Genomic DNA, 25,575 nt, shown 5'->3' on the forward strand with positions numbered 1-25,575 from the left:
AGCGGGGCCGTTCCCATCACCAGATCATCGTCAACACCAATGACGCCATCATCATCATCGAAAGTGCCGCTCAACAATAACCCAGAGGTCGCAGGTTCGAATCCTGTCCCCGCTACCAGGTGAAATGGCTCCCGGAGAGGTCTCCGGGGGCCATTTTCGTGGAGGTTGGGACACCGGTGAGTCGGCCGTCAGGGCGCCGATGTCAGGTCATCGCTTGTCCCGGCATCACGAAGCCGAGTTTGAGCAGAGCGGTGCGGAACTTCAGCTCCTGATCCAGCGGGACGGCGAGATGTTTGTCACCGATCGGGCGGCACAACGGTTGCAACCTACGGTCGCGGGCGATGAGCGCGGCGGTGGCAGGGTCGGCACATTCGATCAAGCGAACGTGGCCGAGGTCGACGAGTTGCCCGGCTCGACGGCCGACGTCCGCCATCAGGGTGCTCAGCGCGCTGACCAGTTCGTGCTCGGTGCGCTCGGTCAGGAACGCGGTGAATTCGGAAAGTTGGCGGCCCGAATCGATCGCCGAGAGCAGGCTGGTGGCCGAGACCGTCCAGACGCGGTCGGCGCTCTGTTGTGCGTAGGCGGTGAGCACGAGCCGGTCCGCGGCCGGGATGTCCCCGGTGGCGACGATGTCGAGGTTGGGCAGCACCTTCAGCGGCGCAGCGGCGGCAGCGTCGGAATCGACCGGCCGGTAAGTGTCGGTCAGGCCGAGCGCGTAAGCGCCGAGCTCATTGAGCCGGATTGACCGCAGGCCGTCATAGCGACTGAGGGCATCCAGGTCGTCGCTGCCCCAGTTGCCCCGGAAGTCCTCGCGGGCGCCGGCCGGATGGATGTAGTCGAGGTCGACCAGGCCCAGGGTGCCGGCGTACTCGAACAGGACGGCCATGGTGTAGCGGCCTTCCAGGATCGCCCAGTGGTGGTGGCCGGCGTAGCCGAGGCTGCCATACTGCGGATCGACGAGGTAGAGCTTCCATAGCGCCATCTCGTTGCGGGCGATGGTGGGGCTCATATTGCCGCGGCGCATGGAGCCGAACAGATCGTCCACGCCGATCCACTCGCCCGGTGGGCATCCGGTCAGCGCCTCGTCGACCATCTGACGGCGGGTCTTGGCCGCGGTGAGCACGTTGCGGCAGCGCTGGCCCTTGATGTTCTCGACCCGGCTGAACTCGTCGATCGGCGCGTGGGTGAGCCAACGTTGCCATAGCTGGCGAATGACTTCCGCTGGTGGTTTGCGCAGCGCCGCAATGCCTTTCGTGGTTGGTTGGAGCCGGTTTCCGTCGAGTTTGGCCAGTCCGCCGGCCTGGATGAGCAGCGGCCAGGCGAAGCTGGCGATGGGTTCGCCCGCGTAGAAGTCGCCGTCCGCAAGGTGCGTATCGACGGCACGGATGGTCGCTGCCGAGGGGCGGCCCGTCTTGGCGCTGCACTTCACCTCGCCGGCCGCGCACAGCTCGAGCACAGTGCGCAGGTTGGTCAGGGCTTCGGACTGGGTCAGCCGCACCCGGATCTCATCGTCGACATCGTGCAGGGGGTCCACGGTGTTCACGCTCTTTTCACCCAGCGGCGGTACGCCTCAATCCATTGCGCGCCGTCAGGGTGCGCAGTGGGCATGGGACGGTTCAGGATTGGGATGCGCTGTGTCGACGGGCCACGCGTGCAGACGGCCATGATCTGCTCGTCGTCGGCCAGGTCGATCCCGACCACGGTCACGTCCACGCCGAGGACCACAGTCTGAAACGGCGTGGCGAGTTGCTCGTCGAGCGTGGTGTAGAAACTCGTCACGCACTCGCTGTCGTTGTAGCAATCGACGGTCGCCTGCGCGATCAAGGCATCCAGCGTCGCGTAACTCGATCGAGCCACCCGCTCAGCCTCTCATCCTTGGGGCGGCCCCACGTTTATTGGCGGTGATCGTGTCCAGCGTTCGGCTCGGCCGTGATGATCGTTCGACGCCGCCGAACGGCTGCCCGGTTTCAAGTCGGCGCGATCGCGCCATCACCGTCTCAATCAGGTGTTCGGACGGCCAGCCGTCGGTGATATCGGCGGGCAGGCTCTCGATGCCCGAGCGGACGTGCGTTGAGAGTTCGTCGAGCGCCTGCTCGGCTTCCCGAGCGGGAAGGCCCATGGCTTTCGCCTCGTCGAGAAGCGCCTGTCGATCCACCTTGGCAAGCGACTGCTGCGCACCGATCTTGGTGCCCATGGTTCCGGACAGCTCGGGGTATTCCAGCGTGGACAACGAATCGTAAAGGGGCGCTGCCTTAACCACTCCGTCGTGGAGCATCAGTGAGTAGTTCTTGCCGTGGCCGTCCTCGTCGCCGACGACCGCGCGAAAGGCGACCTGCTTGTAGATTTCGGTTATTTCCCGCTGCGGGGAGTCGGCGAATTCTCGAAGCACGCGGGCCATCCGTTCGGAGGGCCGACCGATCAGGTACTTGTCTTTCGGGCGAAGCCCGACGGCCTGGCACATATCCTCCTGGTGTAAGCGGTGGATTGTTCCGTCGCTGTGGACGATTCGGTCATAGCGCTCGGCGACAAGTGCGGTCTCATCGCCGATCCGCTCGATCCACACTGCGTTATCCGAGAGGCCGCATTCCCGGGACAGGGCGAGCACCAGTGCCTCGTTCTCGGCACTATAGGGCCACACAGTGGTGGGCTTGATGATATGCGTCGAGGGATACCCGTCTACCGGCATGCACCACCGCCCGTTCACGCGTGTCAGCAGCAGTTTGTCCTGAACGCCCGCCAGTGACATCCGGATTCCCTTGGTGGGGTCGGCACCCAGAGGCCTCGTCGGCAGATCCCGGATGAGGTCGGCAAGTTCCTGCTCACTCAACGGAGACGACAGATGACCCCCGGTCGGCAACCCTTCTCCGGCAGGCACTACGACAACTGCCCCAGCGCAGTCCCACCCGTATTCGGCAAGGAGTGCCATGGCATCTGAAGGGGTTGCAGGAGCGGCGGTTAGATCGAGTTCTACGCCTCGCAGCCGTGCGGCGGCGGTCTCCAACGCGCGACCTTCCGGAAGCAGCCCTTCCAGGAAGGAGCGTGAAACTGAGGGTGCGTTCGGTCCCGGGACCGAGGGCAGGGAGCAGGACAGGATTGGTGCACCACCGCCGTAGCCGAGGCGGCCCTCGTCGGTGTACTCGATCACGACCTTGCGCCCCCCGGATTTCGGGGTGGCTCGCGCCGTGAGTACTCCGTGCAGCCAAATATCCAGGCTCATCGGGATTTCCAGCCTTGGCGAGGGCGGACCACCAGTTCGAGGTCAAGCGCGGCGAGCGTGTCGAACAGCTTCTCGATGGCCTTGGTGGCGTCGCCGGTTTCCAGTTGGGCGATGGAGAATCGGTTGGTTCGGGACCGCTCGGCCAGTTCGCTCTGGGTCAGTCCCTGGGCCTGGCGCGCAGCGCGTAGCGCACGCCCGAGCGCAGACGCTGAGCGCGCCGTCATCTCGTGACCGCCAGATGTTGCCATTTGCTCACATTAGCCTGCGCGGATCCTGATGACAAGAAAGCATCACATTGCAGCCATATAGGGTTGATGTTGGTTTTTTCCAACATTGTGTCGTCGTGCGATCTCATGTCACGTCCAGTGCCGCCGCGACCAAGCTAAGGCAAGCTCCCGGCAGAGACGGATTTTCCCGGCGAGCGCACCCGGAATCTGTCGGGGGGATTCTCTACGCTTTCGGTGATGGACTACGCGGTGATGGACTACGCGGTGATGGACTACGCGGCGATCGACGCGGTGCGGGAACGACACCCCGCTTGGCGACTGCTGCGTGCCGACAACTGTGCGCTGATCCTCTCCTTCCTCGGGGAGTTTTTCGTCGAGGGCAACCGCGGCGCCTGCCCGGCAAACGAGGTTGCGGCGGAGTTGGACGACCACCTACACGCGCTGAACGCCGGGATCTCCACCGGGATCTCCACCGGGATCTCCACCGGGGACGGCTCCGCGCGGTTCCCGAAGGACGCGCGGTCCTATCTGGAGGACTGGGCGGCCACCGAGTATCTGCGGCGGTTTTATCCGCGCGGCGACGACGAGGTGCACTATGAGGTCACCCCGGCGTTCGAGAAGGCCTACGCGTGGGTGATGAGCCTGAAGGGCAGGTCCTTTGTGGGGACCGAATCCAGGCTGCACACCGTGGTCGAGCTACTGCGACAGATCGTGCACGGAACCGAAGCCCAACCCGAGGTGCGGCTGGCCGAACTGCGCCGCCGCCGCGACGAACTCGACTCCGAGATCGCGGCCGTCGAAGCCGGCGTCGTCACCGTCATGGACGCGACCGGGGTCCGCGACCGCTACCAGCAGCTCTCCGCGACCGCGCGGGAACTGCTGTCGGACTTCCGCGAGGTGGAGGAGAACTTCCGGCTTCTCGACCGTGCCGCGCGAGAAAAGATCGCGGCATGGGATGGCTCGAAGGGCGAACTGCTTGCCGAGCTGGTCGGCAGCCGCTCGGAGATCGCCGGCTCGGACCAGGGGCGCAGCTTCCAGTCGTTCTACGACTTCCTGCTCTCCGAGTCGCGTCAGACCGAACTCGCGGGGCTGCTCGCCAAGGTGTCAGCCCTCGACACGATCGAAGCCGACCAGCGCATTCGCGGCATCCACCACGACTGGTCCGAGGCCGCCGATCGGGCGCAGCGCACGGTCCGCCAGATTTCCGAACAACTGCGCCGCTTCCTCGACGACCAGGTCTGGCTGGAGAACCGGCGCGTTCTCGACCTGGTTCGCTCGGTGGAAGTCGTTGCGCTCGAACTCCGCGACAATCCGCCGACTCTGGGTCTCGCGGTCGACCAGCCGGGTATCGAGATCGCGCTGCCGTTCGAGCGGCCCCTCTACCAACCGCCCGCGGCGGTCGCGGTCGAAAGCCGGATCGCGGTGGCCACCGAGGAGGTCGACGCCGAGCTCCTGTTCACTCAGACGTTCGTCGACCAGGCGCGCCTGGTCGAGATCGTCCGAAGCGTCCTGCCCGAGAGCTCCATGGCCCTGTTGTCCGACGTCGTCGCGATGCACCCCATCGAGCAGGGCGCGGCGGAGATCGTCGGCTACCTCGCGCTCAGTGACGACGACGTGACGGTCGAGATGGACGACACGGACGAGACTTTGCTGGAGTACTCCGACCCCGCCGACCCGGACATCACCAGGCGGGCGAGGCTACCCAAGGTGACGGTGAGGCGAAAATGACGGTGTGGCGGCGATGAGCACCGAACACGCGGTGGCCAGCGCCATCATCCGGCTGATGCAGGGCGTCGTCTACCGCGAATCGGACGAGGACACCTGGCTGACGCTGGAACGCCTGGGCGCCGGTGTCCGGGACCATTTCGCCACCATCGGCGTCGACGTGGTCGTCGATGACGCCGAGGGCTATGCCTACCTTCGGTCCCGGCCCGAGGAGGACGGCGAAGAGGCGCTGCCGCGCCTGGTGCGGCGGCGCGCGCTGACCTACAACGTCAGCCTGCTGCTGGTGTTGCTGCGCAAGCGGCTCGTCGAGTTCGAGACGGCCGGCGGCGACGGCCGGCTTGTCCTGTCCACCGATCAGATCGTGGAGATGCTGAGGCTGTTTCAGGCCGAATCCACCAACGACGCGCGCGTCGTCGACCAGGCCGAGACGACGATCAACAAGGCGCGCGAACTCGGGTTCCTGCGGCAGCTGCGCGGCCAGAACGACCAGTGGGAGGTGCGGCGCATTCTCAAGGCCTACGTCGACGCGCAGACCTTGTCGGACTTCGCGGCCAAGCTGCGGGAGTATGCCGGAGCGGCGGCCGGCGATGAGTGACGGACTCTTCTCCATGGTCGGCCTCGGTGATACCCGACGGGCCGGCTACCGGCTCCAGTACGCGGAAGTGTTGAACTGGGGCACGTTCGACTCCCAGGTCTGGCGGTTCACTCCCGACACCGAGACGGCGCTGCTCACCGGGGACATCGGCTCGGGCAAGTCGACGATCGTCGACGCGCTCACCACGTTGCTGATGCCGTCCCACAAGGCCGCCTACAACAAGGCCGCCGGCGCCGAGGCCAAGGAACGCACCCTGCGCTCCTACGTCGAAGGCCACTACAAGTCCGAGCGAAACGAGGTCACCGGACGGTCGCGTGCCAAGGGCCTGCGCGAGAACAGGCGGACCTACTCCGTCGTCCTCGGGGTGTTCACCAACCACGGCTACGACGAGACGGTCACCCTGGCCCAGGTCTTCCAGCAGCGCGACAGCACCGGGCAGCCCTACCGCTTCTTCGTCACCGCCACCAAATCCCTGTCGATCGCAGCGGATTTCGCCGACTTCGGCACGGACCTGCGCGATCTTCGCAAGAGGCTGCGTGGCACCGGCGCGGAGATCTTCGACGAATTCCCCAAGTACGCGACCTCGCTGCGCCGCCTGCTCGGAATCCGATCCGAGCAGGCGCTCGAGCTGTTCCACCAGACCGTTTCGATGAAGTCGGTCGGCAACCTCAACGACTTCGTGCGCGACCACATGCTCGAACCGAGCGACTCGACCGAGCGGGTGCGGGACATCATCGCCCACTTCGAGGACCTGACCAAGGCGCACGACGCCGTCAAGCGCGCGCGAGAGCAGCTCGAAGCGCTCGATCCCGTCGTGGTGACCGCGGCAAAGTACGACGCCGCACTCGCGGAGCGCGCGTCATTGGAGCGCGAGCGGTCCGCCGTCCGGCTGTTCGTCGCCGAGCTTCGCTCCGGTCTGCTCGGCGACGAGATCGCCGCGCTGGAAGCCGAGGGTGTGGGCCTGTTGAGGGAGCAGGACGCCGCCAAAGCCAGGGAGCAGAAGCTCAAACACGAACACGACGCCCTGATCGAGGAGCGCGCCAGGGCCGGCGGGGACCGCATCGGCGAATTGGAGCGACTCACCGAGGAGGCCCGTGCCCAGGCCCGGAGCCGTCGTCATGCCCGGACGCGGTTCGATGTCGCCGTCGCCGAGGCCGGGCTGGAACCGGTCGCCGGCGGCGAGGACTTCGCGGCCCTGTCCGCGGTGGCCGCCACCGAAAGGTCGCGGCTGGCGGCGGACAAGGGAGCGCTCGACGCGGCCACGGTCGACGCGATCGGGCGGGAGCGGGAATGCCGACGGCAGTGCGGCCTCATCTCCGAGGAACTCGGCAGCCTGGAGCAACGCACTTCCAACCTGCCCGTCGAGCAGGTCGAGGTGCGCGCGGAGCTGTGTGCGGCCCTCGGGCTGACGCCTGACGACCTTCCGTATGCGGGCGAACTGCTCGACGTGACCGATGAGCACGCGCAGTGGCGGGGCGCCGCGGAGCGGGTGCTGCGCGGGTTCGCTCTCTCGCTGCTGGTGCCGCAGCAGCACTACGACGCCGTCGCCGGCTGGGTGAACGGCGCAAGGCTGACGTTCCGCGGGCGCGGCGGCAAGCCGATCGGGGCCAAGCTGGTCTACGAAAGGGTTGCCAGACAACGGGTTCCGCTCCAAGCGCCCGGGCGCGACGGCCTGTGGCTCGCCGACTGCATCGAGGTCAAGGACGGGCCTTTCCGCCAGTACCTCACCGACGAGCTCACGAAGCGGGCCGACTACCGATGCGCGCCGAGCCTCGAGGAGTTCCGCGGGCAGCGGCGCGCCGTGACCCGCGAGGGTCAGGTGCGTTCGGGTGAGCGCCACGAGAAGGACGACCGGCACCGCGTCGACGACCCCCGTCGCTGGGTTCTCGGCTGGGCCAACGAGCGAAAGATCGCCGCGCTTCGCGACGAGCTGGCCGGGCTGGAGGAAAAGCTCGCGACGGCGGCCGCGGAGCTGGCGAGGCTCGATGCGCAGCGGGACACGGTGCAGGCAAAGCTGCAAGCCCTCGCCCGGCTGGAGGAATACCACTCCTGGAACGACCTCGATGTCGATGAGGCCCAGGCGCGCGCACACGACCTCGACGCCGAACGCGTCCGGCTGCTGTCCGGCTCGTCGCGACTGGAGGAGATCGCGCGGGCGCTCGCCGACAACGACGAGCAAGCCAAACTCGTGGGGGAGTCGATCGACACGCTCACCGGCAGGCTCGCGACCACGGCAGCGGCGAAAAGGCAAGCCGAGCAAGGAAAGACGCGCGACGACGAGTTTGTCGCGGCGCGCCCAGAGCACGAGCTGGCCGCAGCCCGCGCGTCGTACGCGGCCCTCGACGAACGCCTCGGAAAGAACCGCCCGGTGCGGGCCGCGGATTGTGCCGATACGGAGGCCGCGCTGTCGGCGGATCTGCATCGGCGCATCGAGCGCCTCACCGGCCAACTCAACGGCCATGCGCTGAACCTGGCCCAGTACATGAGCGAGGTCTTGCGTCGGTGGCCCGAGCTTCGCGCGGACATGGACGCCAATGTCGAAGCCCGCCAAGACTTTTTGGCGTTCCGCGATCGCGTCGCGACCGACGACCTGCCGCGTTTCGAGGCCGAGTTCAAAGAGCAGCTCAACAAGAACGCCATCCAGGAGCTGGCGGGGTTCAACAACTGGCTGGGCAGGCAGGCGTCGGCCATCGACGAGCGCGTCGATCGCATCAACGAGGCGCTCGGCGCGGTGCCCTACAACCGGGGTCGCTACATCCGGCTGGAGAAGGAGCCCACCACCAACCAGGACATCGCGCAGTTCCGTTCGGACCTGCGCAACCTGACCAACGACAGCCTCGCAATCGACGGCGACCAGTACTCCGAGCAGCGCTTCGGAGACGTCAAGCGGATCATCGAGCGCTTCCGGGGCCGCGACGGCTACGCCGAATCCGACAAGAACTGGACCCGGCGCGTCACCGACGTGCGCAACTGGTTCGTCTTCTCCGCCTCGGAGCGCGACGTGCAGACCGGTGCGGAATGGGAGCATTACAGCGATTCCGACGGCAAGTCCGGCGGTCAGAAGGAGAAGCTCGCCTACACGATCCTGGCGGCCTCCCTGGCTTACCAGTTCGGGCTGGAGTGGGGCGCCGAGCGGTCACGAGACTTCCGGTTCGCGGTCATCGACGAGGCATTCGGGCGCGGCTCGGATGTCTCGACGCGCTACGCGCTGGACCTCTTCGCGACGCTCGGGCTGCAGCTTCTCATCGTCACGCCCCTGCAGAAGGTGCACGTCATCGAGCCCTACGTGAAGGCGATCGGCTTCGTCGACAACCCGAGCGGCACGTGCTCCCGGCTCCAGACGATGACGATCGAGGAGTACCGGACCCGACGCGACGGACGGCGGTCGTGACTGGCGCGCCGACGACATCAACAGGCGCCGCATGAGCGGCGCCGATGAGGAGGATTGGCGCCATGAGCGCGACGTGGACCACGCCGCACGACATTGCCGCGAAGGTGAGACGACGGTGGGACGACGGGTCGCTGCTGCGCGTCCACGCCAACGGCGATCCCTTCGAGCCGATCGAGGTGCCGCTGCGCGGCCCCACACCGTCGCAGGTCGGTGACGACGTCGCCGCCGCGCGCGAGTGGGTGGCCGCCCTCGATGCCGGCCGACACGACGACAGCCGATACGCCCTGCAATGGCAGCCGATCGGCGGCCGACGGATCGGGCGCAACCGACTGCCCGTTCGTGCGGTGGTGTCCTCGATCGAGCAGGTATGGGCCTTGTTGGGCGTGACCACGATGGTTCGCCGATTCGACGATCTCCTGGCCCTGGCAGAGCGGCATCCGCAGGTTCGCGAGTGGATCGTCGGCCATCCGCATCGCGCGCTCGAACTGGCGTCTGAGATACCCCAGCTGATCGCTGCCTTTGGGTGGCTCGACAGTCACCGTCAGTCGCAGCGCTACCTTCGCGAGATCAGTGCGCCCGGCGTCGACACCAAGTTCGCCGAGCGGCACCGGACGGTCCTGGCCGCGATGCTCGGTGTTTCATCGACGGCCACCGGGTTCCTGGCCGATCTCGGTCTGCGGTGCAAGCCCGCACTGGTGCGGCTCCGCCCCTCGCCCGCACTGGGTTTCCCGGGGGCGACGCTGACCGAGCTGGCGGTGCGTTCCGAGGAGTTGGCGCAGCTCACCGTCGCACCGCATGTCGCGGTAATCGTGGAGAACGAGATCAGCTATCTGAGCGTCGCTGTCCCCGAAGGCGGGATGGTGTTCTGGGGGAAGGGCTTCGAGGTCGAGCGCATAGGCCGGCTGCGATGGCTGGCGGAGGCTGACGTCCTCTACTGGGGTGACATCGACACGCACGGATTCGCCATTCTCGACCGCCTGCGGGCGCGGCTTCCGCGGGCGCGCTCGGTGCTGATGGACCGGGACACGCTGCTGGCCCACCGCGACCGTTGGGTGACCGAGGAAAACCCCGCGAAGTCGGCCCTGACGCGACTGACGCCGGACGAATACGACCTCTATTCGGAACTGGTCGCAGACGGGCTGGGTGAACGCGTGCGCCTCGAACAGGAGCGAATCGACTGGCAGTGGGTGCAGCAACGGCTACCGGCAGCCCGGCCCGGCCGGATGTGATCGCTCGCCGGCCGCGACTCCGAGCTGGCCCGCACCATGCGCGGCGTGGCCCGGCCGATGCCTGTGGCCGTGCCGATGATGTCGCGGGTGGCCAGGGCGCTTCGGGGTAGCGGTTCAGGACGCCGGGTTCGGATTCGTGCGGGTAGAGCCGCAGGGTAAGACGGTCGCGCGCCCGCCGCGTTTCGGGCGCCGCCGCGGCGCCCGCAGAGGCACAATGACACCCGTGCTGACCGTGAACCTGGCCGTCGAACCGACGGAACACTGAGGTGCCGGGTTTCGATTTCGCCACGTTGGCGCTGCTGAGCGCGGTGGGTTTCGCCGGCCCGGTGCTGGCCTCGTTGCCGGGTCTGCGGATTCCGGTGGTGGTCGGCGAGCTGACCGCCGGGGTGGTAATCGGCCGAACCGGCTTCGGGCTCGTCGACGCCACCGACCCGACGTTTGCGCTGTTCGCCAACATCGGCTTCGCGTTGGTGATGTTCGTGGTGGGCACCCACGTCCGGGTCCGCGGCGACGAGTTGCGGTCGATGCTGCCGGTGGCGTTCGCCCGGGCGGCCGCGGCGGGCGCGGTCGCGGTGGTCCTCGCGTTCGGGCTGGCGGCGCAGTTCGGCATCCACCACGCGGCGCTCTACGCGGTCCTGATGGCCTCGTCGTCGGCGGCGCTGGCCTTGCCGGTGATCGATTCGCTGCGGCTGCGGGGGCCGGCCGTGCTGTCGGTGACGGCGCAGATCGCCATCGCCGACACCGCGTGTATCGTCTTGCTGCCGTTGGTGATCGACATCCGGCGGTTGCCGGAGGCGGCGGGGGGCGCGCTGGTGGTCACGGGCTGCGCCATCGCGCTGTTCGTGGCGTTGCGCGCCATCGACCGCAGGGGCTGGCGCCGGCGCGTGCACGTCTTTTCCGAGAAGCGCCGGTTCGCGGTGGAACTGCGCACCAACCTCGGCGTGTTGTTCGCGCTGGCGGCGCTGGCCGTGCGTACCCACGTGTCGATCCTGCTGGCGGGCTTCGCTCTGGGACTGGTGATCGCCGTCGTCGGGGAACCACACCGGTTGGCGCGTCAGCTTTTCGGCATCACCGAGGGATTCTTCAGCCCGCTGTTCTTCGTCTGGCTGGGCGCCTCGCTGCAGGTCCGCGAGTTGGGTTCGCAGCCGCGGTTCGTAGTGCTGGGAATATGCCTGGGCCTGGGCGCCGTGCTGGCCCACGGCGTGGGCAGGTTGCTCGGCCAGCCGCCGGCGCTCGGGGTGCTGTCGGCCGCGCAACTCGGTGTACCGGTGGCCGCGGCCACCATCGGCACCCAGGAGCATCTGCTGGTCGCGGGCGAGGCGGCGGCCCTGATGCTCGGCGCGCTGGTCACGATCGCCGCCGCCTCCCTCGCCGCCGCGCTGGCGGCGCGCGGGCGGGCCGCGACCCCGACGACACCGCCCGCGGCGGCCGAACCTCGCGTGCCGATGTGACCAAGGGCCCTCGGCGCCCCCTACGCGCCGCGTAACACAGCCGGTATTGGCACAAAGTCCCTCCGGTTAGAGCCGTCATGCTCTCGTGCGGGCGCCGGAACCACGTGATCGTGAACACCAGATGTTCGACCCGAAGGGACAACCGCGATGAGCGCGCACTTTCCCGATGCCGGCACGATCCGCACCGTCCTGACACTGGCCTCCCGAGCACCCTCGGTGCACAACACGCAACCATGGGGGTGGCGCGTCGACGAGGCGAGCGTGCACCTGTACGCCGACGAGAACCGGCAGCTGCCCAACACCGACCCGGATGGCCGCGACCTGATCCTGAGTTGCGGTGCCGCGCTGCATCACTGCGCGGTCGCCTTCGCGGCCGTCGGCTGGCGCTCCAAGGTCACCCGGCTGCCCAATCCGGCCGACCCCAGCCACCTCGCCGCGATCCAGCTGTCGCCCCATCCCGCCGACGCCGTCGACATCGCGCTCGCCGCGGCGATACCGCGCCGGCGCACCGACCGGCGCCACTACAGTTCCTGGCCGGTGCCGGTGGCCGACATCGCGCTGATGGCCGCGCGGGCGGCCCGCAACGGGGTCACGCTCTGCCAGGTCGAGGACGTCGAGAAGCTGCACGAGATCGTCGCGCAATCCGTGGCGGATCACCTCAACCGCGCCTACATGGCCGAGCTGACCACCTGGAGCGGGCGGTACGCCTCGGTGGCCGGCGTCCCGGCCCGCAACACGCCGGCGCCCGACCCGGCGTCGAAGATCCCGGGCCGGTTCTTCGCCGGCCCGTCGCTGCCGATGACGCCGGGCACCTCGCCGGCGCAGGACAATGCCGTAGTGCTCGCGCTGGGCACCCGCGCCGACGACCGGCTCTCCCGGCTGCGTGCCGGCGAAGCGACCAGCGCGGTGCTGCTCACCGCGACGTCGCTGGGACTGGCCAGCTGCCCGGTCACCGAACCGCTGGAAACCCCGGCGACCCGCGCGGAGGTCCGCGATGACGTCTTCGGCGGCAGCGACCATCCGCAGATGCTGCTGCGGGTCGGCTGGGCGCCGATCAACGCCGATCCGCTGCCGGCCACCCCGCGGCGCGAGCTCTCCGAGTTCGTCGAGTGGGCCTTCGGCCCTGCGAAGAACGCCGTCGAATAGGCCGCGCGATGGAGACGTTCACGTGGGACCCGCGCCGCTGGCTGATCGCCCGCGTCGTCGGGCGCAATCCGTTGCTGCGGCCCGCCGACCGGATCGAGGCACTGGTGGTGCTGGTCGCGATAGTTGCGGCGTTGGTGGCGGTGCCCGTCGCCGGTGTGGTGGGAGCCGCGACGTACGGAGCCCGTGACCGGTCGTACGCCCAGGAGGCCCGGGAGCGGCACCCGGTCCGGGCGCAGGTCACCGACGCGCACCCCGGGGAACTGGGTACGACCGTCGCGCAGGTGAGGTGGGTGGGGACGGGCGGGGAGCAGCGCAGCGGCACGCTGCGCCTGGCCGGCCCGGTTGGGCCCGGCGGGGCCGACGACATCGGGGCCGTCGACATCTGGGTGGACAAGGCCGGCAACCTGACGGCCCCGCCGACGCCGCCCTGGCATGCCGTGGGCGCGGTGGCCGGCACGATGGTGCTGACGCTGCTGACCGCCAGTGGCGTGCTGGCACTGCTGCTAACCGCCGTCGTTTACCGGCTCGACCGGATCCGCGACGCCCGGTGGGAGCGGGAGCTCAGAGTTCTGGTGGACGACGGCGGCCGGACGAACCGATCATGAGGCGCCCCCTCCTCCGGTCGCTTTTCTGGGCTCGCTTTTCTGGGCTCGTTTTTGCTGGGCTCGCTTTTTATGCGCTCGCTTTTTGTGCGACGGGATGGGGCGCAATGGGATTGAGGGCGGATATGGGCCGGTGAGCGCCGACGTCGGGCGCGGGGCCGGGCTGACCCCCGGCTGCGCGGCGGCCCTGCCGGACGTGCTCGAGCACGTGGTGAGCGAGGTCAGCCGGCCGACAGCGAGCCGATCGCGGCGCCCAGCTGCGCGGTGACCTCGTCGGCGACGGCCATCAGGTCCTTGTAGCCGGTGACCTGGACCAGCACGGCCGGGTTCATCCCCTCGACGATCACGCTGCCCGGGGCGTCCGGGTCGGCGCGGACCACCACATTGCAGGGCAGCAGCAGCCCGATCTCGGGGTCCAGGCTGATCGCCCGGTGCGCCAGCGCCGGGTTGCACGCACCGAGGATCAGGTAGCCCTCGATGTCCACGCCGAGCTTGGCTTTCAGGGTCGCCGTGACGTCGATCTCGGTCAGCACCCCGAAACCGTGCTCCGCCAGGGCGTTTCGGGTCCGCGTCACCGCCTCGTCGAATCCGGTTGCCAAGCTCGTCGCTAGTGCGATGCCCACGGCCGATCCTTTACCCCCGTGTTGCGCGCTGTTATCCGGACATCGCAGCACGCGTGCGGAACCCGCCGGAAGGGGCGGAAGTCCCTCGCCGTGGGGGACCTTGGTCGTGGGGGACCTTGGTCGCCCAGCGCGACGTGTCGACCCGAGGACGAACGGCTCTCGCGGACGGGCCGTCGCACGAGTTAGCGTGAACGGTCTGGTGCACGGGCACCGGCTACCCGGGGAGCGAGCACGGCATGAAGGTCAAGCGGGACGGGCGGCGGCCCGCGGCGCCGCGCAGCCGGGAACGGGTGCTGGTCAGCGCCGACATCCCGGGCGCGCGGATCGTCAGCGTGGTGCTGCTGGCGTGCGTGCTCGGCTGGTTGACGGTGCTGGCCGCGCGCCGGTACCTCGGCGACGGCCGGGTCGCCCCCGGCCGGTTCGGGTGGTCGTTGGCGTTGCTGGCCGCGGTCGCGCTGATCGCGCGGGGCATCTTCCTGGGCCGGCCGGTCACCACGGGGCATGCGTGGGCGGCGGCCGGCGCGGTCGCCGGCGGGCTGTGCGCGCACTTCCTGTCCTTCGCCCTGCCCGGCAACCTTCTGGTCGCCGGCGCCGGGGCGGCGCTGGTGTGGCCCACCGCGACGCGGCCGCAGCCCGAACTGCTGGCGCAGGTCTGGGCGCTGGTCGACGCCACGCACGGGGATGCGCTGGCGCCCTTCGCTATGCACTCGCGCAAGAGCTATCACTTCAACGCCGAGCGGACCGCGGCGATCGCCTACCGCGCCCGGCTCGGGTTCGCCGTGGTCAGCGGCGACCCGATCGGCGACGACGCCCGGTTCGACGACCTGGTGGCCGATTTCGTCCGCATGTGCCGCGAGCGGGGCTGGCGGATCATCGTGCTGGCCGCGGGCGAGCGGCGGCTGGGGCTGTGGCACGGCGGGGCGGTGGTCGCGCCGGTGCTGGCCGTGCCGATCGGCCACGACGTCGTCGTCGACGTCCGCCGGTTCAGCCTGCGGGGACGCCGGTTCCGCAACCTGCGCCAAGCGGTGCAGCGCACCCGCAACTGCGGGGTCAGCACCGAGATCGTCGACGAGCAGCGCCTCGACGGCCCGCTGAGGGCCCAGCTCACCGAGGTGTTGTACGCCGCGCACCGCGTCGCACGCACCGAACGCGGCTTCTGCATGAACCTCGACGGGGCCCTGCAGGGCCGCTTCCCCGGGATCAGGCTGGCCATCGCCCGCGACCGCGGCGGACGGGTGGTGGCCTTCCACCGCTACGCCACCGCCGGGCATGGTTCCGAAGTCTCCCTCGACGTGCCGTTCCGCCGGCCCGACGCCCCCAACGGGGTCGACGAACGGCTCAGCGTCGAGATGATTCTGCAGGCGCAATCATCTGGTGCCCAACGGCTCTCGCTGGCTTTCGCGTCGTTTCCCGAGATCTTCGACGCCGCCCACCCGACCCTGGCACAGCGCGTCGCCTACCGGCTGATCCATCTGCTGGATCCGCTGATCCGGCTGGAGTCCCTCTACCGCTACCTGTGCAAGTTTCACGCGCTGGGGGAGCGGCGCTACGTGGTGCTGTGCGCGCGTCACATCCCTTCCGCGCTGCCCGTGCTGCTGTCGCTGGAGTTCCTGCCGCGCCCCCGCCGGCTCAGGAGCGGTCCTGGCGGGGCGGCCCGCCGAACCGGAAGCGGCGGCCCGTGACCTGTCGCGGGATCACCCGCACATAGTGCGTTTTCTCCGACGTCGTCCACGGCAGCACCTGCGCGCGGTCGGCGTCCTCGATCTCCTCCTCGGTGCGCAGCGAGCGTGCCGTGCCCCGGACGATCACGCTCCAGCCCTCGGCGACGTTGTGGTCGTCGACCTCGAAAAGCACGTCGTGGTTGATCGCGGTGCTGACCAGCTTGGTGCCCTCGGCGGTGCGGAACAGCACGCTGCGGCGCTGCACGACGTAATTGACCGGGAAGATCTCGGGCTGGCCGCCGACGCTGGTCACCAGCCGGCCCAGCGTCACACCCGCCAGCAGGTTCCAGCATTCGCTCTCCGGCAGGATGGTGACCCCATCGTCGATCATTGACATCGGCCATCCCCTTCGTCGTGGCGGTGCATCCGATGCTAACCCGCGGGCGCCCCGCGTGCGCCGGCCGAAGGTCCCGCGGCGCAGGGACCAAAGTTGTTCGCCCGCTTGGCCGGTGCCGGGGATCGGCGTTGCCGCGCAGTGCCCGGGTGGCCGAATGCCTCGACGGAAGACCCGACGGAAGGAACTACCGCGCACGAGTTTCCCGCGAACCACCCCGAATCGGGTACCGCGGTTTGGTTCGCTGGGGCCGTATCCGAAAAAGGGCCGTATCAGAAAAAAGGCCGTATCCGAAAAAAGCGGCCGACGCCGCGTCAGCGGATCTCGAGTACCTCGTCCACCGGGCGCCGCGGTGTGGGAGCCGGCGGGAACTCCATGCGCGGTGCTATCCCGGCGCGGATCAGCAGCTGCGGCTGGCCCTGCTCGTCGAGCAGGCGGCGCACGATGTCGCGGCTTTCCTCCAACTCGATCAGATGCGTCAGCGTGCACGTCGCCAGGAACGCCAGCGTGCATTCCAGCAGGACCGTCGACAACGCCTCGCCGCACCGCAACGCGTCCTCCCCGGTGTCCTCCGCGGAGGACACCACGAGGATCTTCGACCAGTCCGCCCCGACCTCCGGGCGCCGGTCCCCGTGGCCGCGCGCGGGGAACTCGCGCCCCACATCGACCCGGCGGTGTTCCTTCTCGGAGGCCAGCGCGCTGGGCGGTATCCCCTCGGTCAGCGCGAACGGTGAAGTCCACCAATCGAGTTCGGCGTGATAAGAGGCGTCGTCGCGGCGCAGCAACCCGCTGAGCTGTGACGCCTTGGCCAGCAGCGGACGCACGTCGTCGGAGAGCACGTCGAGCCGGACGGGGCCGTCGGCGACGACGCCGCGCAGGCTGGGTTCGAAGAGGTTCCAGTAGGTGGGCTGTCCCAGCGGGAGCCGGTCGGTTCTGCGGTGCAGGATCGCCTCGGCGTGGTCGCGCTGGGACTTGGCGACGTGGTCGACGGAACGGAATTCGATCGACGCCACACGGTCGGGGTCCCCCGGGCTGGGGAACCGGTCGACGACCGCGCGCCAACCCGCGGCCAGCATCGCGACCCGGAAGTGGTCGAGCACGGCGCCGCAGCTGATCAGCGCCTGCCGGCCCGAACGGTCCGTGCCCGGCACCATGCGCCGGCGATCCAGGTACAGGTGCACCACGCCGTCGCCGGCGACCCATCGCCACGGCTGGCTGTTGTGCACCGACGGGGCGCGGCACGCCAACTGCACCGCCCCGCGGAGAACCTCGGTGTCCGGCGTCTTGCCCATGACGTCAACCTCTCGCCCGGCCCCCGCCTTCCCTCGAGGGTAGAAAGCAGCAGCGTTGACGACTAGGGACGTTGGTCCCGTCCCGCCGGGCCGTTCGACGCCCCGCCGCGTCCGGCTTTCGCGCTTCCGACCACGTCGGCCGGCGTGCGCAGCGACGCGTGGTCCGACCCGGGTATGTCCGGGCTCGGGTATGTCCAGGTGGGTATGCCCCCCTGTTCTCTATGGCGGGGCTCTCTCCGTCGGGCCCCATCGTTTCCGCGCGACCCGTCACGCGATGGAGACGCACGCCGTCGGCTCTCGGGTGCGGGGCCCAATGATGGCGCCCCGGGGACCAAGGACCCTGGCATCGGCGGCCGGGATGGCCGAAGGTCGAAGTCAGACGGGAGGCAGGTGGGACGAATGACCCGAACGACGGTCGACACCAAGGTGATCACAACGGCGGTGGAGTTGGCGTGCCGCGCTCCCTCGCTGCACAACAGCCAGCCGTGGCGCTGGGTGGCCGGCGGCGCGGTTGTCGACCTGTTCGCCGACCCGCACCGGATCGTGGCCGCGACCGACGGCTCGGGCCGCGAGTCGATCATCAGCTGCGGGGCGGTGCTCGACCACTTCCGCGACGCGATGCTGGCCGCCGGCTGGGACACCGGCGTCGACCGGTTCCCCAACCCCAGCAATCTGGACCACCTGGCCTCGATCGACTTCGCCCCGGCCGACTACGTCACCGACGCCCAGCGCGACCGCGCCGCGGCGATCGCGCGGCGGCGCACCGACCGGCGCCCGTTCCGCGCCCCCAAGGACTGGGCGTCGTTCGAGCCCGTGCTGCGCAGCGCGTTCGACCCCGCGCTGGCCACCCTGGACGTGCTGGCCGACGAGGCGCGGCCCCGCCTGGTGGAGGCGTCGCGGCTCGCCGAGGTCCTGCGCCGCTACGACGACCTCTACCATCACGAACTGCGTTGGTGGACAGCGCCGTTGCGGGAATCCGAAGGGATCCCCGAGAGTGCGCTGCCGTCCGCGGCGCAGGGCCGCGACGTCGACGTGAACCGCCGCTTCCCCGCCAACGGCCACGCCGGGAAGGGCCCGGCCGCCCACGACCAGGCCAAGGTCGTGGTGCTGTCCGGCTACGGGGACACCCGCGCGGACTGGCTCGGCTGCGGGCAGGCGCTCTCGGCGGTGCTGCTGGAGTGCACCATGGCCGGGTTGGCGACAAACACGGTCACCCACATCACCGAGGTGCAGGCCGGCCGGGACATCGTGCGGGAACTCCTCTCCGACACCGCGCTGGTGCCGCAGGTGCTGATCCGGGTCGGCGCGGAGCCCGGGGGCGAGCCGCCGGAGCCGACGCCGCGCCGGCCGTTGCAGGACGTGCTGCACATGCGGAGCTGAAAACCCCCCGGTGCACGAAAACCCGGTGCCCGGAAACCCCTGACAGCTAGGAGCGTTGCGATGTTCGACTCATACCCGCCCAAGTCGGTGGTCGTCGGTGTCGACGGGTCGCAGGCCGCGATCCGCGCCGCACGCTGGGCGGTGGACGAGGTCGCCGGAACCGATGTCCCGCTGCGCCTGCTCTATGTCGCCCGGACGGACCCGGGCGCCGGGCCGCTGGAGGACAGGGCGGCATTGGCGGCGGCGGAGGAGGTCGTGCACGAGGCGTACGACGCCGTCGAGGCCCTGGGCAGGCCGGTGAAAGTCGAGACCGAGGTGCTCGACGGCGAGCCGGTGCCGACGCTCATCGCGGCGTCGCGTTCCACCGGGTTGCTCTGTGTGGGCGACACCGGGGCCGCACAGCATCCGGAGGGCTGGCTGGGTTCCACCGCAAGGGGATTGGCGCAGGCCGCGCACTGCTCGGTCGCCATCGTCAGGGGTGGTCGCGACGGCGCGGACACCAGCGACCGGCGCTGGATCGTCGCCTGCGTGGACGGCTCGCCGGAGGACGTCGACGTTCTCGACCTCGCGCTCAACGAGGCGCTGCGCCGGCATGCCCGGCTGCGGGTGGTGACCGAGCGGCAGCCCGATGGGGCCCCCGGCGGTGGTGGGGCGGGCGTGATACTCGACCCGCACCTGGTGCGTTGCCTGGACGGCTATCCCGACGTGCACGTCGACACCGCGGTGCTGCGCGGTCCCTTCCGCGACTACCTCGCCGAGCATGCGGCGTTCATCCAGCTGGTGATGGTCGGCGCCGTGCGGACCGCCGAGGTGCGCCAGCTGCTCGGCCCGGACGGGGCCCCCGCGCTGCGCGGCAGCGACTTCTCGCTGCTCATCGTCGGACCCGAGCGGCCGGGCCGCTGATGAAGGCCCGCGTCGGCGACTGGCTCGTCATCAAGGGCGGCACGGTCGGGCACCCGGACATGCGCGGGCTGATCACCGCCGTGCGCTCGCCGGACGGCGAGCCGCCCTACCGGGTCCGGTGGCTCGCCACGGGGGAGGAGGCGACCGTGTACCCGGGCCCCGACGCGCTGGTCGTCACGGCCGCCGAGCAGCGAGCCGCCGACGAGCGGGCCCGGTCGCGGTTCGCCGCGGTGCAGGCCGCCATCCGGGAACGCGCGCGCACCGGCCGCGGCAGCGTCCCGAATTAGCCTCTGCGTCAATAATTCTGCGCGCGCGTTGCCGCGGAATGGTTGGCAACGAACAGGACACGCCGCGGTCGCGGTTTGTCGGCGCCCGGTGCCAGACGCCGCCGTGCCCATTAGCCTGAGACGGTCCAACAGGTGACTTCATGCCCTATGCGCCGGGTGGTCACCGCCTCGACGATGAGACCACCCTGCACATAAAGGACTTCGTATGGCTTCAACAGTGGGGGGCCCGCACCTGGTGACGGACTCCGACGCCGACGCGCTCGCCTGGCAGTTCATGCACTCGGACTACGCCGACGACATCTATGCCGACTTGCCGCTGGATCGACGTCTCGACGGTTTCCTCCGGCGCCAGGGACTCGGCCGTCTCACCGAGGACGGCGACGCGCACAATCTCATCCTCAACCGGGTCATGGCCTGCATCGGGGTGCGCGCGTAATTGGTTCGCCCGCTCACCGTGGGTAGTGGGCACCGAACTGCCGTGAGATCCGTGTCGCCGCCACGCCCGGCGTTCGCGGCCCCGGCCGCCCCGGCGGCCCGGTCACGTGGGCCGACGAACGGCCCGTCGGCGCGGGACTTCGGTCCCTATCGCCGATGTCGCCGGACTGGTCGGATGGACGTGTCGATGCTGACGTCGACGGTGATCGCGGACTCAGGAGCGGTGTGCCATGACCAGAGCAACCGATGTCGCCCGGCACTCGCCGCGGCGGGTATTCCGTGACCGGCGCGAGGCCGGCCGGGTGTTGGCGAGCCTGTTGAGCGCCTACCGCGACCAGCCCGACGTGATCGTCCTGGGCCTGGCCCGCGGCGGGGTGCCGGTGGCGTGGGAGGTGGCGGCCGCGCTGCACGCCCCGCTGGACGCGTTCGTCGTGCGCAAGCTCGGCGCGCCCGGCCACGAAGAGTTCGCCGTGGGGGCGCTGGCGAGCGGGGGCCGCGTCGTGGTCAACGACGATGTCGTGCGCGGCCTGCGCCTCACCCCGCAGCAGCTGCGCCACATCGCCGAGCGGGAAGGCCGGGAACTCGCCCGGCGCGAGGCCGCCTACCGGGACGGGCGCCCGCCCGTCGACGTCACGGGCAGAACCGTCATCCTCGTCGACGACGGCCTGGCCACCGGCGCGAGCATGTTCGCGGCCGTGCAGGCGCTGCGGGAGGCGCAGCCCGCCCAGATCGTGATCGCGGTGCCCGCGGCCCCGGAGTCCACGGTCCGCGAGTTCGCGAGCCTGGTCGACGACGTCGTCTGCGCGACCATGCCGACCCCGTTTCTCGCGGTCGGAGAATCGTTCTGGGACTTCCGCCAGGTCACCGACGAGGAGGTCCGTCAGCTGCTTGCCACCTCGACCACCACGGCGGCGACGAAAAGCGTTGCGGCGCAAAGCGCCGCCGAGGTGATTGCCGCCGTGGCCATCGACGCCCCCGGGGGCGTCCCGCCGTTCGCCGCCCTGGAGGAGCTGATCGGCGACGCGCGGGTCGTGCTGATCGGCGAGAGCTCGCACGGCACACACGAGTTCTACGAGGCCCGGGCCCAGATCACCAGGTGGCTGATCGAGGAGAAGGGCTTCTGCGCCGTCGCGGCGGAGGCGGACTGGCCCGACGCCTACCGGGTGAACCGGTACGTGCACGGCATCGGCGACGACACCAGCGCCGACGAGGCGCTGAGCGGGTTCGAGCGCTTCCCGGCCTGGATGTGGCGCAACGTGGTGGTCCGCGACTTCGTCGACTGGCTGCGCGAGCGCAACCGGCGTCACGAGTCCGACGGGGGTCTTCGGGCCGGGTTCTACGGCCTGGACCTGTACAGCCTGCACCGCTCGATGAACGAGGTGATCGGCTACCTGGACAGGGTGGACCCCAGGGCGGCCGCACGCGCGCGCAACCGCTACGCCTGCTTCGATCACGCCTCGGCCGACGACGGCCAGGCATACGGCTTCGCGGCGGCGTTCGGCGCGGGCCCGTCCTGCGAGAAGGAGGTGGTCGACCAGCTGGTCGACATCCAGCGCAACGCGCTGGCGTATGCGCGCATGGACGGGCTGATCGCCGAGGACGAGCTCTTCTACGCCCGGCAGAACGCGCAGACGGTGCGCGACGCCGAGGTCTACTACCGCGCGATGTTCAGCGGGCGTGTGACCTCCTGGAACCTGCGCGACAAACACATGGCGCAGACGCTCGATGCGCTGCTCGAGCACCTGGATCGCCACCGTGATGCGCCGTCGGCGCGAATAGTGGTGTGGGCGCACAACTCTCACGTCGGGGACGCGAGGGCCACCGAAGTGTGGGCCGACGGGCAGCTCACCCTCGGCCAACTCGTCCGCCAGCGATACGGCAAGGCCTCGCGTCTCATCGGGTTCAGCACCTACACCGGCACGGTCACCGCGGCCAGCGAGTGGGGCGGTGTCGCCGAACGCAAGGCCGTGCGGCCGGCGCTGCCCGGCAGCATCGAGGAGCTCCTGCACGAAACCGGCAACGCCGCCTTCCTGGTCTCGGCCCGCATCACCCCGGGCGCCGCCGAACCGCTGAGCACCGTCCGGCTGGGCCGTGCCATCGGCGTGATCTACCTGCCCGCCACCGAGCGGCAGAGCCACTACTTCCATGTGCGGCCCGCGGACCAGTTCGACGCGATGATCCACATCGAGCGGACCCGGGCGCTGCAACCCCTGGAGCCCACGAGCGTCTGGGTCGCCGGCGAGACGCCGGAAACCTACCCGAGCGGCCTGTGATGGAGGCACCAGCCGGGCCGGAGCCCGGCCGCGCGCAGATCGTCACGCTGACCATGAACCCGGCGCTGGACATCACGACCGGCGTCGACGCGGTGCGCCCGACGGACAAACTGCGCTGCGACACACCGCGTTACGACCCTGGCGGCGGCGGCATCAACGTCGCCCGCATCGCCCACGTGCTCGGCGCGTCGGTCGAGGCCGTGTTTCCCGCCGGCGGATCGACCGGTGACCTGCTGACGTCGCTGCTCGACGGCGCGGGGGTGCCGTATCGGCGCGTCGCGATCGGCACGTCGACGCGGGAGAGCTTCACCGTCAACGAGACCGGCACCGGCCGGCAGTACCGTTTCGTCCTGCCGGGAGCGCGGCTGTCCTGCCGGGAACGGGCCTGTTGCCTGGACGAGCTGCGCAGCGCGGCGGCGGCGGCCGACTTCGTCGTGGCGAGCGGCAGCCTGCCCCCCGGCGTGCCCGCCGATTTCTATCAGCGGGTCGCCGAGCTGTGCGGGGAGCTGGGCGTGCGCCTGATCCTGGACACCTCCGGCGGCGGCCTGCGGCACGTCTCTTCGGGGGTGTTCCTGCTCAAGGCGAGCGTGCGAGAGTTGCGCGAATGCGTCGGCCGGCCGCTGGCGACCGAGGCCGACCAGCTCGCCGCCGCGCACGAACTGGTCGACACCGGCCGCGCCCACAGCGTGCTGGTGTCGCTGGGATCCCACGGCGCGCTGCTCGCGACGGCGCACGCCAGCCAGCGATTCGCCGCGATCCCGTCCTCCGGCGGGAGCGGCGTGGGGGCGGGCGACGCGATGGTCGCCGCCGTCACCGTGGGACTCGGGCGCGGCTGGCCGCTCGTCAAGTCCGTGCGGCGGGGCATCGCGGCGGGCACGGCCATGCTGATGACACCCGGGACCGCGGCCTGTGACCGGGCCGAGGTGGAAAGGCTTTTCGCGCTCGCCGCTGAACCCGTGGACGTCTGAGCGGCGCCGGCGCGCACCGCGCGAGGACGAACGGCATCGCGGGTGGGGCCCAACGGCCCCTCCGTAACGGGCCCCGGCGCAATAGCCTGATAACCAGGCACAGAACACGTCAGGAGCCGACATGGACGAGCTGGACTCGAAGTCGGTGGTGGTGGGCATCAACGGCTCGCGGGCCGCGGCCAACGCCGCCAAGTGGGCGGTCGACGAGGCGCGCAGCCGGCAACTGCCGCTGCGCCTCGTGTACGTCATCTCCGGCCGGGGCGCGGAACCCGGGTCCGAGCCGGCCTCCGAGTGGGAGGTCGAGCACGGCGAAACGGCGCTCTCGGATGCGGAGTCCGCCGTACGCGGCGAACGCAAGCCGGTCGAGGTCGAGACGGCGATCCTCGCCGGCGACCCCGCGCAGGTCTTGATCAACGAATCGCAGGACGCGGCCCTGGTCTGCGTGGGCACCGCGCGGCGCGGGTGGGCGGCCGACGGCCTGCTGGGCCCCACGGCCGCCGGCCTGGTCGCGCACGCGCGCTGCCCGGTGGCCGTCATCCGCAGCAATCCGGACGGTTCCCCGACACAGCTCGGCGTGATCGCGGTGGTGCTCAACGACGATCCCGACAACGACGAGGTCGTGCGCCGGGCCATGGAGGAGGGACGCCTCCGCCACGCCACCGTGCGGCAGATCGACCGGCGACTGCACAGCTGGGTCCGGCGCTATCCGGACGTCCCCGTGCAGACCGTCGCCGCGGGTACCGGGACGAAACTCGGCGAAAGCCATGGGACCGCAATCGAATTGGCCGTCGTGGGCGGTTCCGACGCCGAGCAGATGACCGGAATCGCCACCCCCAACTGCCATCCGATCATCGGCTACCCCGACTGCTCGGTGCTCGTCGTCCGCGAGTAGGCGGTCCGCGTCCGCGATGAACGAGTCCGCGCAACCCCGGTCGGTCGTCGTCGGCGTCGACGGCTCGCAGGCGGCGCTTCGCGCGGCGTGGTGGGCGGTCGACGAGGCCGTCAGCCGCGACGTCACCCTGCGCCTGCTCGGCGCGGTCGAGCCGGGTGACACCCCGGACGTCGCGGAGCGGGCGGTCGAGTACGCGATCGCCGCCATCGAGGCTGCGGGCGCGCCACCGAAAATGGAAACCCGGGTCACCGCCGGGCCCGCGGCCCGGTCGCTGATCCGCGCCTCGGCGTCGGCGGCCCTGCTGTGCGTGGGCGCCGTCGGGTTGCGTCACTTCCGGCCCGGCCGGGTCGGTTCCACCGCCGCCGCCGTGGCCACGTCGGCGCACTGCCCCGTGGCGATCGTTCGCGGCCGCGACCACCGGCCCCGCCGGCCCGCCGGTCCCGCCGCGGCGATCGCCGTCGAACTCGGCGGGTTCACCGACAGCGAGGACGCCGAGATCGTGCTGGCCGCCGCGATCGAGGAGGCCCGGCTGCGCGACGCCGCCCTGCATGCGCTGGTCCGCCGCACCACGGGCGACGCGGGCACCGCGGAGGGGGAAGGCGACCGCCGGGCGCTGGCCGACCTGGACCGCCGGCTGGCCCGGTGGACACGGCGCTACCCGGACCTGCGGCTGGAACCGGTTGTGGTCCGCGGCGGCCTGCTGGAGTACGTGGCCGGTCACCGGCCGGTGCAGCTGGCCGTCGTCGGTGCCCGCAACCGGCAGCGCCTGGCCGAACTCGTCGGGCCGGTCGGCAATGCGAAACTGCAGGACGCCGGCTGCTCGCTGCTGGTCGTCAACCGGCGCCATCTCTGAGCGCTGACGACGGTCGCGATATGGGATATTG

General features: G+C 70.1%; 23 protein-coding genes. 16 read left to right on the forward strand and 7 right to left on the reverse strand.

All coding sequences use genetic code 11. The features are described from left to right. Window positions 1-202 precede the first annotated feature (202 nt). The 4 genes from FPZ47_RS13330 to FPZ47_RS13345 are packed head-to-tail and all read right to left on the reverse strand — an operon-like array spanning window position 203 to window position 3,465. Window positions 203-1,543 carry a helicase-associated domain-containing protein gene (locus FPZ47_RS13330; RefSeq protein WP_210419898.1) on the reverse strand — a complete coding sequence of 447 codons (1,341 nt, stop codon included), beginning with the start codon at window positions 1,541-1,543 and terminating at the stop codon, window positions 203-205. Continuing rightward, on the reverse strand, window positions 1,540-1,857 hold the full coding sequence (locus FPZ47_RS13335) for a hypothetical protein (protein ID WP_144951953.1): 318 nt from the start codon (window positions 1,855-1,857) through the stop codon (window positions 1,540-1,542). The genes FPZ47_RS13330 and FPZ47_RS13335 overlap by 4 nt, the downstream gene beginning before the upstream one ends. Window positions 1,858-1,861: 4 nt before the next feature. Further along, window positions 1,862-3,217, reverse strand: coding sequence for a HipA domain-containing protein (locus FPZ47_RS13340; RefSeq protein WP_144951955.1), 1,356 nt, complete (start codon window positions 3,215-3,217; stop codon window positions 1,862-1,864). Beyond that, a complete protein-coding gene (locus FPZ47_RS13345) occupies window positions 3,214-3,465 on the reverse strand; it encodes a helix-turn-helix domain-containing protein (protein WP_144951957.1) in 252 nt (83 codons plus the stop codon). Before FPZ47_RS13345 ends, FPZ47_RS13340 begins: the two co-directional genes overlap by 4 nt. 246 nt (window positions 3,466-3,711) lie before the next feature. Between FPZ47_RS13345 and FPZ47_RS13350 the strand changes: the two genes are divergently transcribed. The 7 genes from FPZ47_RS13350 to FPZ47_RS13380 all read left to right on the forward strand — a co-directional run bounded on the left by FPZ47_RS13350 (window position 3,712) and on the right by FPZ47_RS13380 (window position 13,586). Further along, a complete protein-coding gene (locus tag FPZ47_RS13350; protein ID WP_144952009.1) occupies window positions 3,712-5,172 on the forward strand; it encodes a DUF3375 domain-containing protein in 1,461 nt (486 codons plus the stop codon). Window positions 5,173-5,185: 13 nt separating this feature from the next. Then, complete coding sequence (locus tag FPZ47_RS13355; RefSeq protein WP_144951959.1) at window positions 5,186-5,764, forward strand: DUF4194 domain-containing protein; 579 nt, start codon at window positions 5,186-5,188, stop codon at window positions 5,762-5,764. Continuing rightward, window positions 5,757-9,155, forward strand: coding sequence for an ATP-binding protein (locus tag FPZ47_RS13360; protein ID WP_168209441.1), 3,399 nt, complete (start codon window positions 5,757-5,759; stop codon window positions 9,153-9,155). The genes FPZ47_RS13355 and FPZ47_RS13360 overlap by 8 nt, the downstream gene beginning before the upstream one ends. A 62-nt stretch (window positions 9,156-9,217) precedes the next feature. Beyond that, window positions 9,218-10,384 (forward strand): Wadjet anti-phage system protein JetD domain-containing protein, encoded by a 1,167-nt coding sequence (locus FPZ47_RS13365; RefSeq protein ID WP_144951961.1) that lies wholly within the window; start codon window positions 9,218-9,220, stop codon window positions 10,382-10,384. Window positions 10,385-10,650: 266 nt separating this feature from the next. After that, window positions 10,651-11,835, forward strand: coding sequence for a cation:proton antiporter (locus tag FPZ47_RS13370; RefSeq protein WP_144951963.1), 1,185 nt, complete (start codon window positions 10,651-10,653; stop codon window positions 11,833-11,835). 147 nt (window positions 11,836-11,982) lie between these two features. Next, a complete protein-coding gene (locus FPZ47_RS13375) occupies window positions 11,983-12,981 on the forward strand; it encodes an Acg family FMN-binding oxidoreductase (protein WP_144951965.1) in 999 nt (332 codons plus the stop codon). Between the two features lie 8 nt (window positions 12,982-12,989). Then, window positions 12,990-13,586 (forward strand): Rv1733c family protein, encoded by a 597-nt coding sequence (locus tag FPZ47_RS13380; RefSeq protein WP_144951967.1) that lies wholly within the window; start codon window positions 12,990-12,992, stop codon window positions 13,584-13,586. 218 nt (window positions 13,587-13,804) lie between these two features. On the opposite strand, the gene FPZ47_RS13385 is transcribed toward FPZ47_RS13380, so the two are convergent. After that, the gene (locus tag FPZ47_RS13385) at window positions 13,805-14,206 is read right to left on the reverse strand and encodes a DUF302 domain-containing protein (protein ID WP_144951969.1); all 402 of its coding nucleotides are present in this window, start codon (window positions 14,204-14,206) and stop codon (window positions 13,805-13,807) included. 236 nt (window positions 14,207-14,442) lie between these two features. Between FPZ47_RS13385 and FPZ47_RS13390 the strand changes: the two genes are divergently transcribed. Beyond that, on the forward strand, window positions 14,443-15,888 hold the full coding sequence (locus FPZ47_RS13390) for a bifunctional lysylphosphatidylglycerol flippase/synthetase MprF (protein ID WP_144951971.1): 1,446 nt from the start codon (window positions 14,443-14,445) through the stop codon (window positions 15,886-15,888). Here the strand turns inward: FPZ47_RS13390 and FPZ47_RS13395 are convergent. After that, window positions 15,836-16,264 carry a pyridoxamine 5'-phosphate oxidase family protein gene (locus FPZ47_RS13395; RefSeq protein WP_144951973.1) on the reverse strand — a complete coding sequence of 143 codons (429 nt, stop codon included), beginning with the start codon at window positions 16,262-16,264 and terminating at the stop codon, window positions 15,836-15,838. The genes FPZ47_RS13390 and FPZ47_RS13395 overlap by 53 nt on opposite strands. A gap of 311 nt (window positions 16,265-16,575) precedes the next feature. Beyond that, on the reverse strand, window positions 16,576-17,553 hold the full coding sequence (locus FPZ47_RS13400; protein ID WP_144951975.1) for an Acg family FMN-binding oxidoreductase: 978 nt from the start codon (window positions 17,551-17,553) through the stop codon (window positions 16,576-16,578). Between the two features lie 399 nt (window positions 17,554-17,952). Between FPZ47_RS13400 and FPZ47_RS13405 the strand changes: the two genes are divergently transcribed. The 8 genes from FPZ47_RS13405 (at window position 17,953) to FPZ47_RS13440 (ending at window position 25,544) form a co-directional block, all read left to right on the forward strand. Next, complete coding sequence (locus FPZ47_RS13405) at window positions 17,953-18,933, forward strand: Acg family FMN-binding oxidoreductase (RefSeq protein WP_144951977.1); 981 nt, start codon at window positions 17,953-17,955, stop codon at window positions 18,931-18,933. 60 nt (window positions 18,934-18,993) lie between these two features. Then, the gene (locus FPZ47_RS13410) at window positions 18,994-19,836 is read left to right on the forward strand and encodes a universal stress protein (protein ID WP_144951979.1); all 843 of its coding nucleotides are present in this window, start codon (window positions 18,994-18,996) and stop codon (window positions 19,834-19,836) included. Then, window positions 19,836-20,123 (forward strand): DUF1918 domain-containing protein, encoded by a 288-nt coding sequence (locus tag FPZ47_RS13415; RefSeq protein ID WP_144951981.1) that lies wholly within the window; start codon window positions 19,836-19,838, stop codon window positions 20,121-20,123. Before FPZ47_RS13410 ends, FPZ47_RS13415 begins: the two co-directional genes overlap by 1 nt. Before the next feature lie 205 nt (window positions 20,124-20,328). Beyond that, the gene (locus FPZ47_RS13420) at window positions 20,329-20,559 is read left to right on the forward strand and encodes a hypothetical protein (RefSeq protein WP_144951983.1); all 231 of its coding nucleotides are present in this window, start codon (window positions 20,329-20,331) and stop codon (window positions 20,557-20,559) included. Window positions 20,560-20,788: 229 nt separating this feature from the next. Further along, entirely contained in the window at window positions 20,789-22,831 is a 2,043-nt protein-coding gene (locus FPZ47_RS13425) for an erythromycin esterase family protein (RefSeq protein WP_144951985.1), read from the forward strand. Further along, window positions 22,831-23,799 (forward strand): 1-phosphofructokinase family hexose kinase, encoded by a 969-nt coding sequence (locus FPZ47_RS13430; protein ID WP_144951987.1) that lies wholly within the window; start codon window positions 22,831-22,833, stop codon window positions 23,797-23,799. Before FPZ47_RS13425 ends, FPZ47_RS13430 begins: the two co-directional genes overlap by 1 nt. Before the next feature lie 121 nt (window positions 23,800-23,920). Beyond that, window positions 23,921-24,691 carry a universal stress protein gene (locus FPZ47_RS13435; RefSeq protein ID WP_144951989.1) on the forward strand — a complete coding sequence of 257 codons (771 nt, stop codon included), beginning with the start codon at window positions 23,921-23,923 and terminating at the stop codon, window positions 24,689-24,691. Between the two features lie 16 nt (window positions 24,692-24,707). After that, window positions 24,708-25,544 carry a universal stress protein gene (locus tag FPZ47_RS13440; RefSeq protein ID WP_144951991.1) on the forward strand — a complete coding sequence of 279 codons (837 nt, stop codon included), beginning with the start codon at window positions 24,708-24,710 and terminating at the stop codon, window positions 25,542-25,544. The last annotated feature ends 31 nt before the right edge of the window (window positions 25,545-25,575 follow it).

This window comes from Mycobacterium helveticum (assembly GCF_007714205.1).
Classification (GTDB): Bacteria; Actinomycetota; Actinomycetes; order Mycobacteriales; family Mycobacteriaceae; genus Mycobacterium; species Mycobacterium helveticum.

Excerpts from the sequence above, each read along its gene's own strand:
- FPZ47_RS13380 (WP_144951967.1), top strand. The coding sequence starts at position 12,990 with ATGGAGACGTTCACGTGGGACCCGCGCCGCTGGCTGATCGCCCGCGTC.
- FPZ47_RS13440 (WP_144951991.1), top strand. The coding sequence starts at position 24,708 with ATGAACGAGTCCGCGCAACCCCGGTCGGTCGTCGTCGGCGTCGACGGC.
- FPZ47_RS13420 (WP_144951983.1), top strand. The coding sequence starts at position 20,329 with ATGGCTTCAACAGTGGGGGGCCCGCACCTGGTGACGGACTCCGACGCC.
- FPZ47_RS13430 (WP_144951987.1), top strand. The coding sequence starts at position 22,831 with ATGGAGGCACCAGCCGGGCCGGAGCCCGGCCGCGCGCAGATCGTCACG.
- FPZ47_RS13415 (WP_144951981.1), top strand. The coding sequence starts at position 19,836 with ATGAAGGCCCGCGTCGGCGACTGGCTCGTCATCAAGGGCGGCACGGTC.
- FPZ47_RS13390 (WP_144951971.1), top strand. The coding sequence starts at position 14,443 with ATGAAGGTCAAGCGGGACGGGCGGCGGCCCGCGGCGCCGCGCAGCCGG.
- FPZ47_RS13350 (WP_144952009.1), top strand. The coding sequence starts at position 3,712 with ATGGACTACGCGGCGATCGACGCGGTGCGGGAACGACACCCCGCTTGG.
- FPZ47_RS13360 (WP_168209441.1), top strand. The coding sequence starts at position 5,757 with ATGAGTGACGGACTCTTCTCCATGGTCGGCCTCGGTGATACCCGACGG.
- FPZ47_RS13405 (WP_144951977.1), top strand. The coding sequence starts at position 17,953 with ATGACCCGAACGACGGTCGACACCAAGGTGATCACAACGGCGGTGGAG.
- FPZ47_RS13365 (WP_144951961.1), top strand. The coding sequence starts at position 9,218 with ATGAGCGCGACGTGGACCACGCCGCACGACATTGCCGCGAAGGTGAGA.
- FPZ47_RS13340 (WP_144951955.1), bottom strand. The coding sequence starts at position 3,217 with ATGAGCCTGGATATTTGGCTGCACGGAGTACTCACGGCGCGAGCCACC.
- FPZ47_RS13345 (WP_144951957.1), bottom strand. The coding sequence starts at position 3,465 with ATGGCAACATCTGGCGGTCACGAGATGACGGCGCGCTCAGCGTCTGCG.
- FPZ47_RS13410 (WP_144951979.1), top strand. The coding sequence starts at position 18,994 with ATGTTCGACTCATACCCGCCCAAGTCGGTGGTCGTCGGTGTCGACGGG.
- FPZ47_RS13375 (WP_144951965.1), top strand. The coding sequence starts at position 11,983 with ATGAGCGCGCACTTTCCCGATGCCGGCACGATCCGCACCGTCCTGACA.
- FPZ47_RS13395 (WP_144951973.1), bottom strand. The coding sequence starts at position 16,264 with ATGTCAATGATCGACGATGGGGTCACCATCCTGCCGGAGAGCGAATGC.
- FPZ47_RS13400 (WP_144951975.1), bottom strand. The coding sequence starts at position 17,553 with ATGGGCAAGACGCCGGACACCGAGGTTCTCCGCGGGGCGGTGCAGTTG.
- FPZ47_RS13425 (WP_144951985.1), top strand. The coding sequence starts at position 20,789 with ATGACCAGAGCAACCGATGTCGCCCGGCACTCGCCGCGGCGGGTATTC.
- FPZ47_RS13355 (WP_144951959.1), top strand. The coding sequence starts at position 5,186 with ATGAGCACCGAACACGCGGTGGCCAGCGCCATCATCCGGCTGATGCAG.
- FPZ47_RS13435 (WP_144951989.1), top strand. The coding sequence starts at position 23,921 with ATGGACGAGCTGGACTCGAAGTCGGTGGTGGTGGGCATCAACGGCTCG.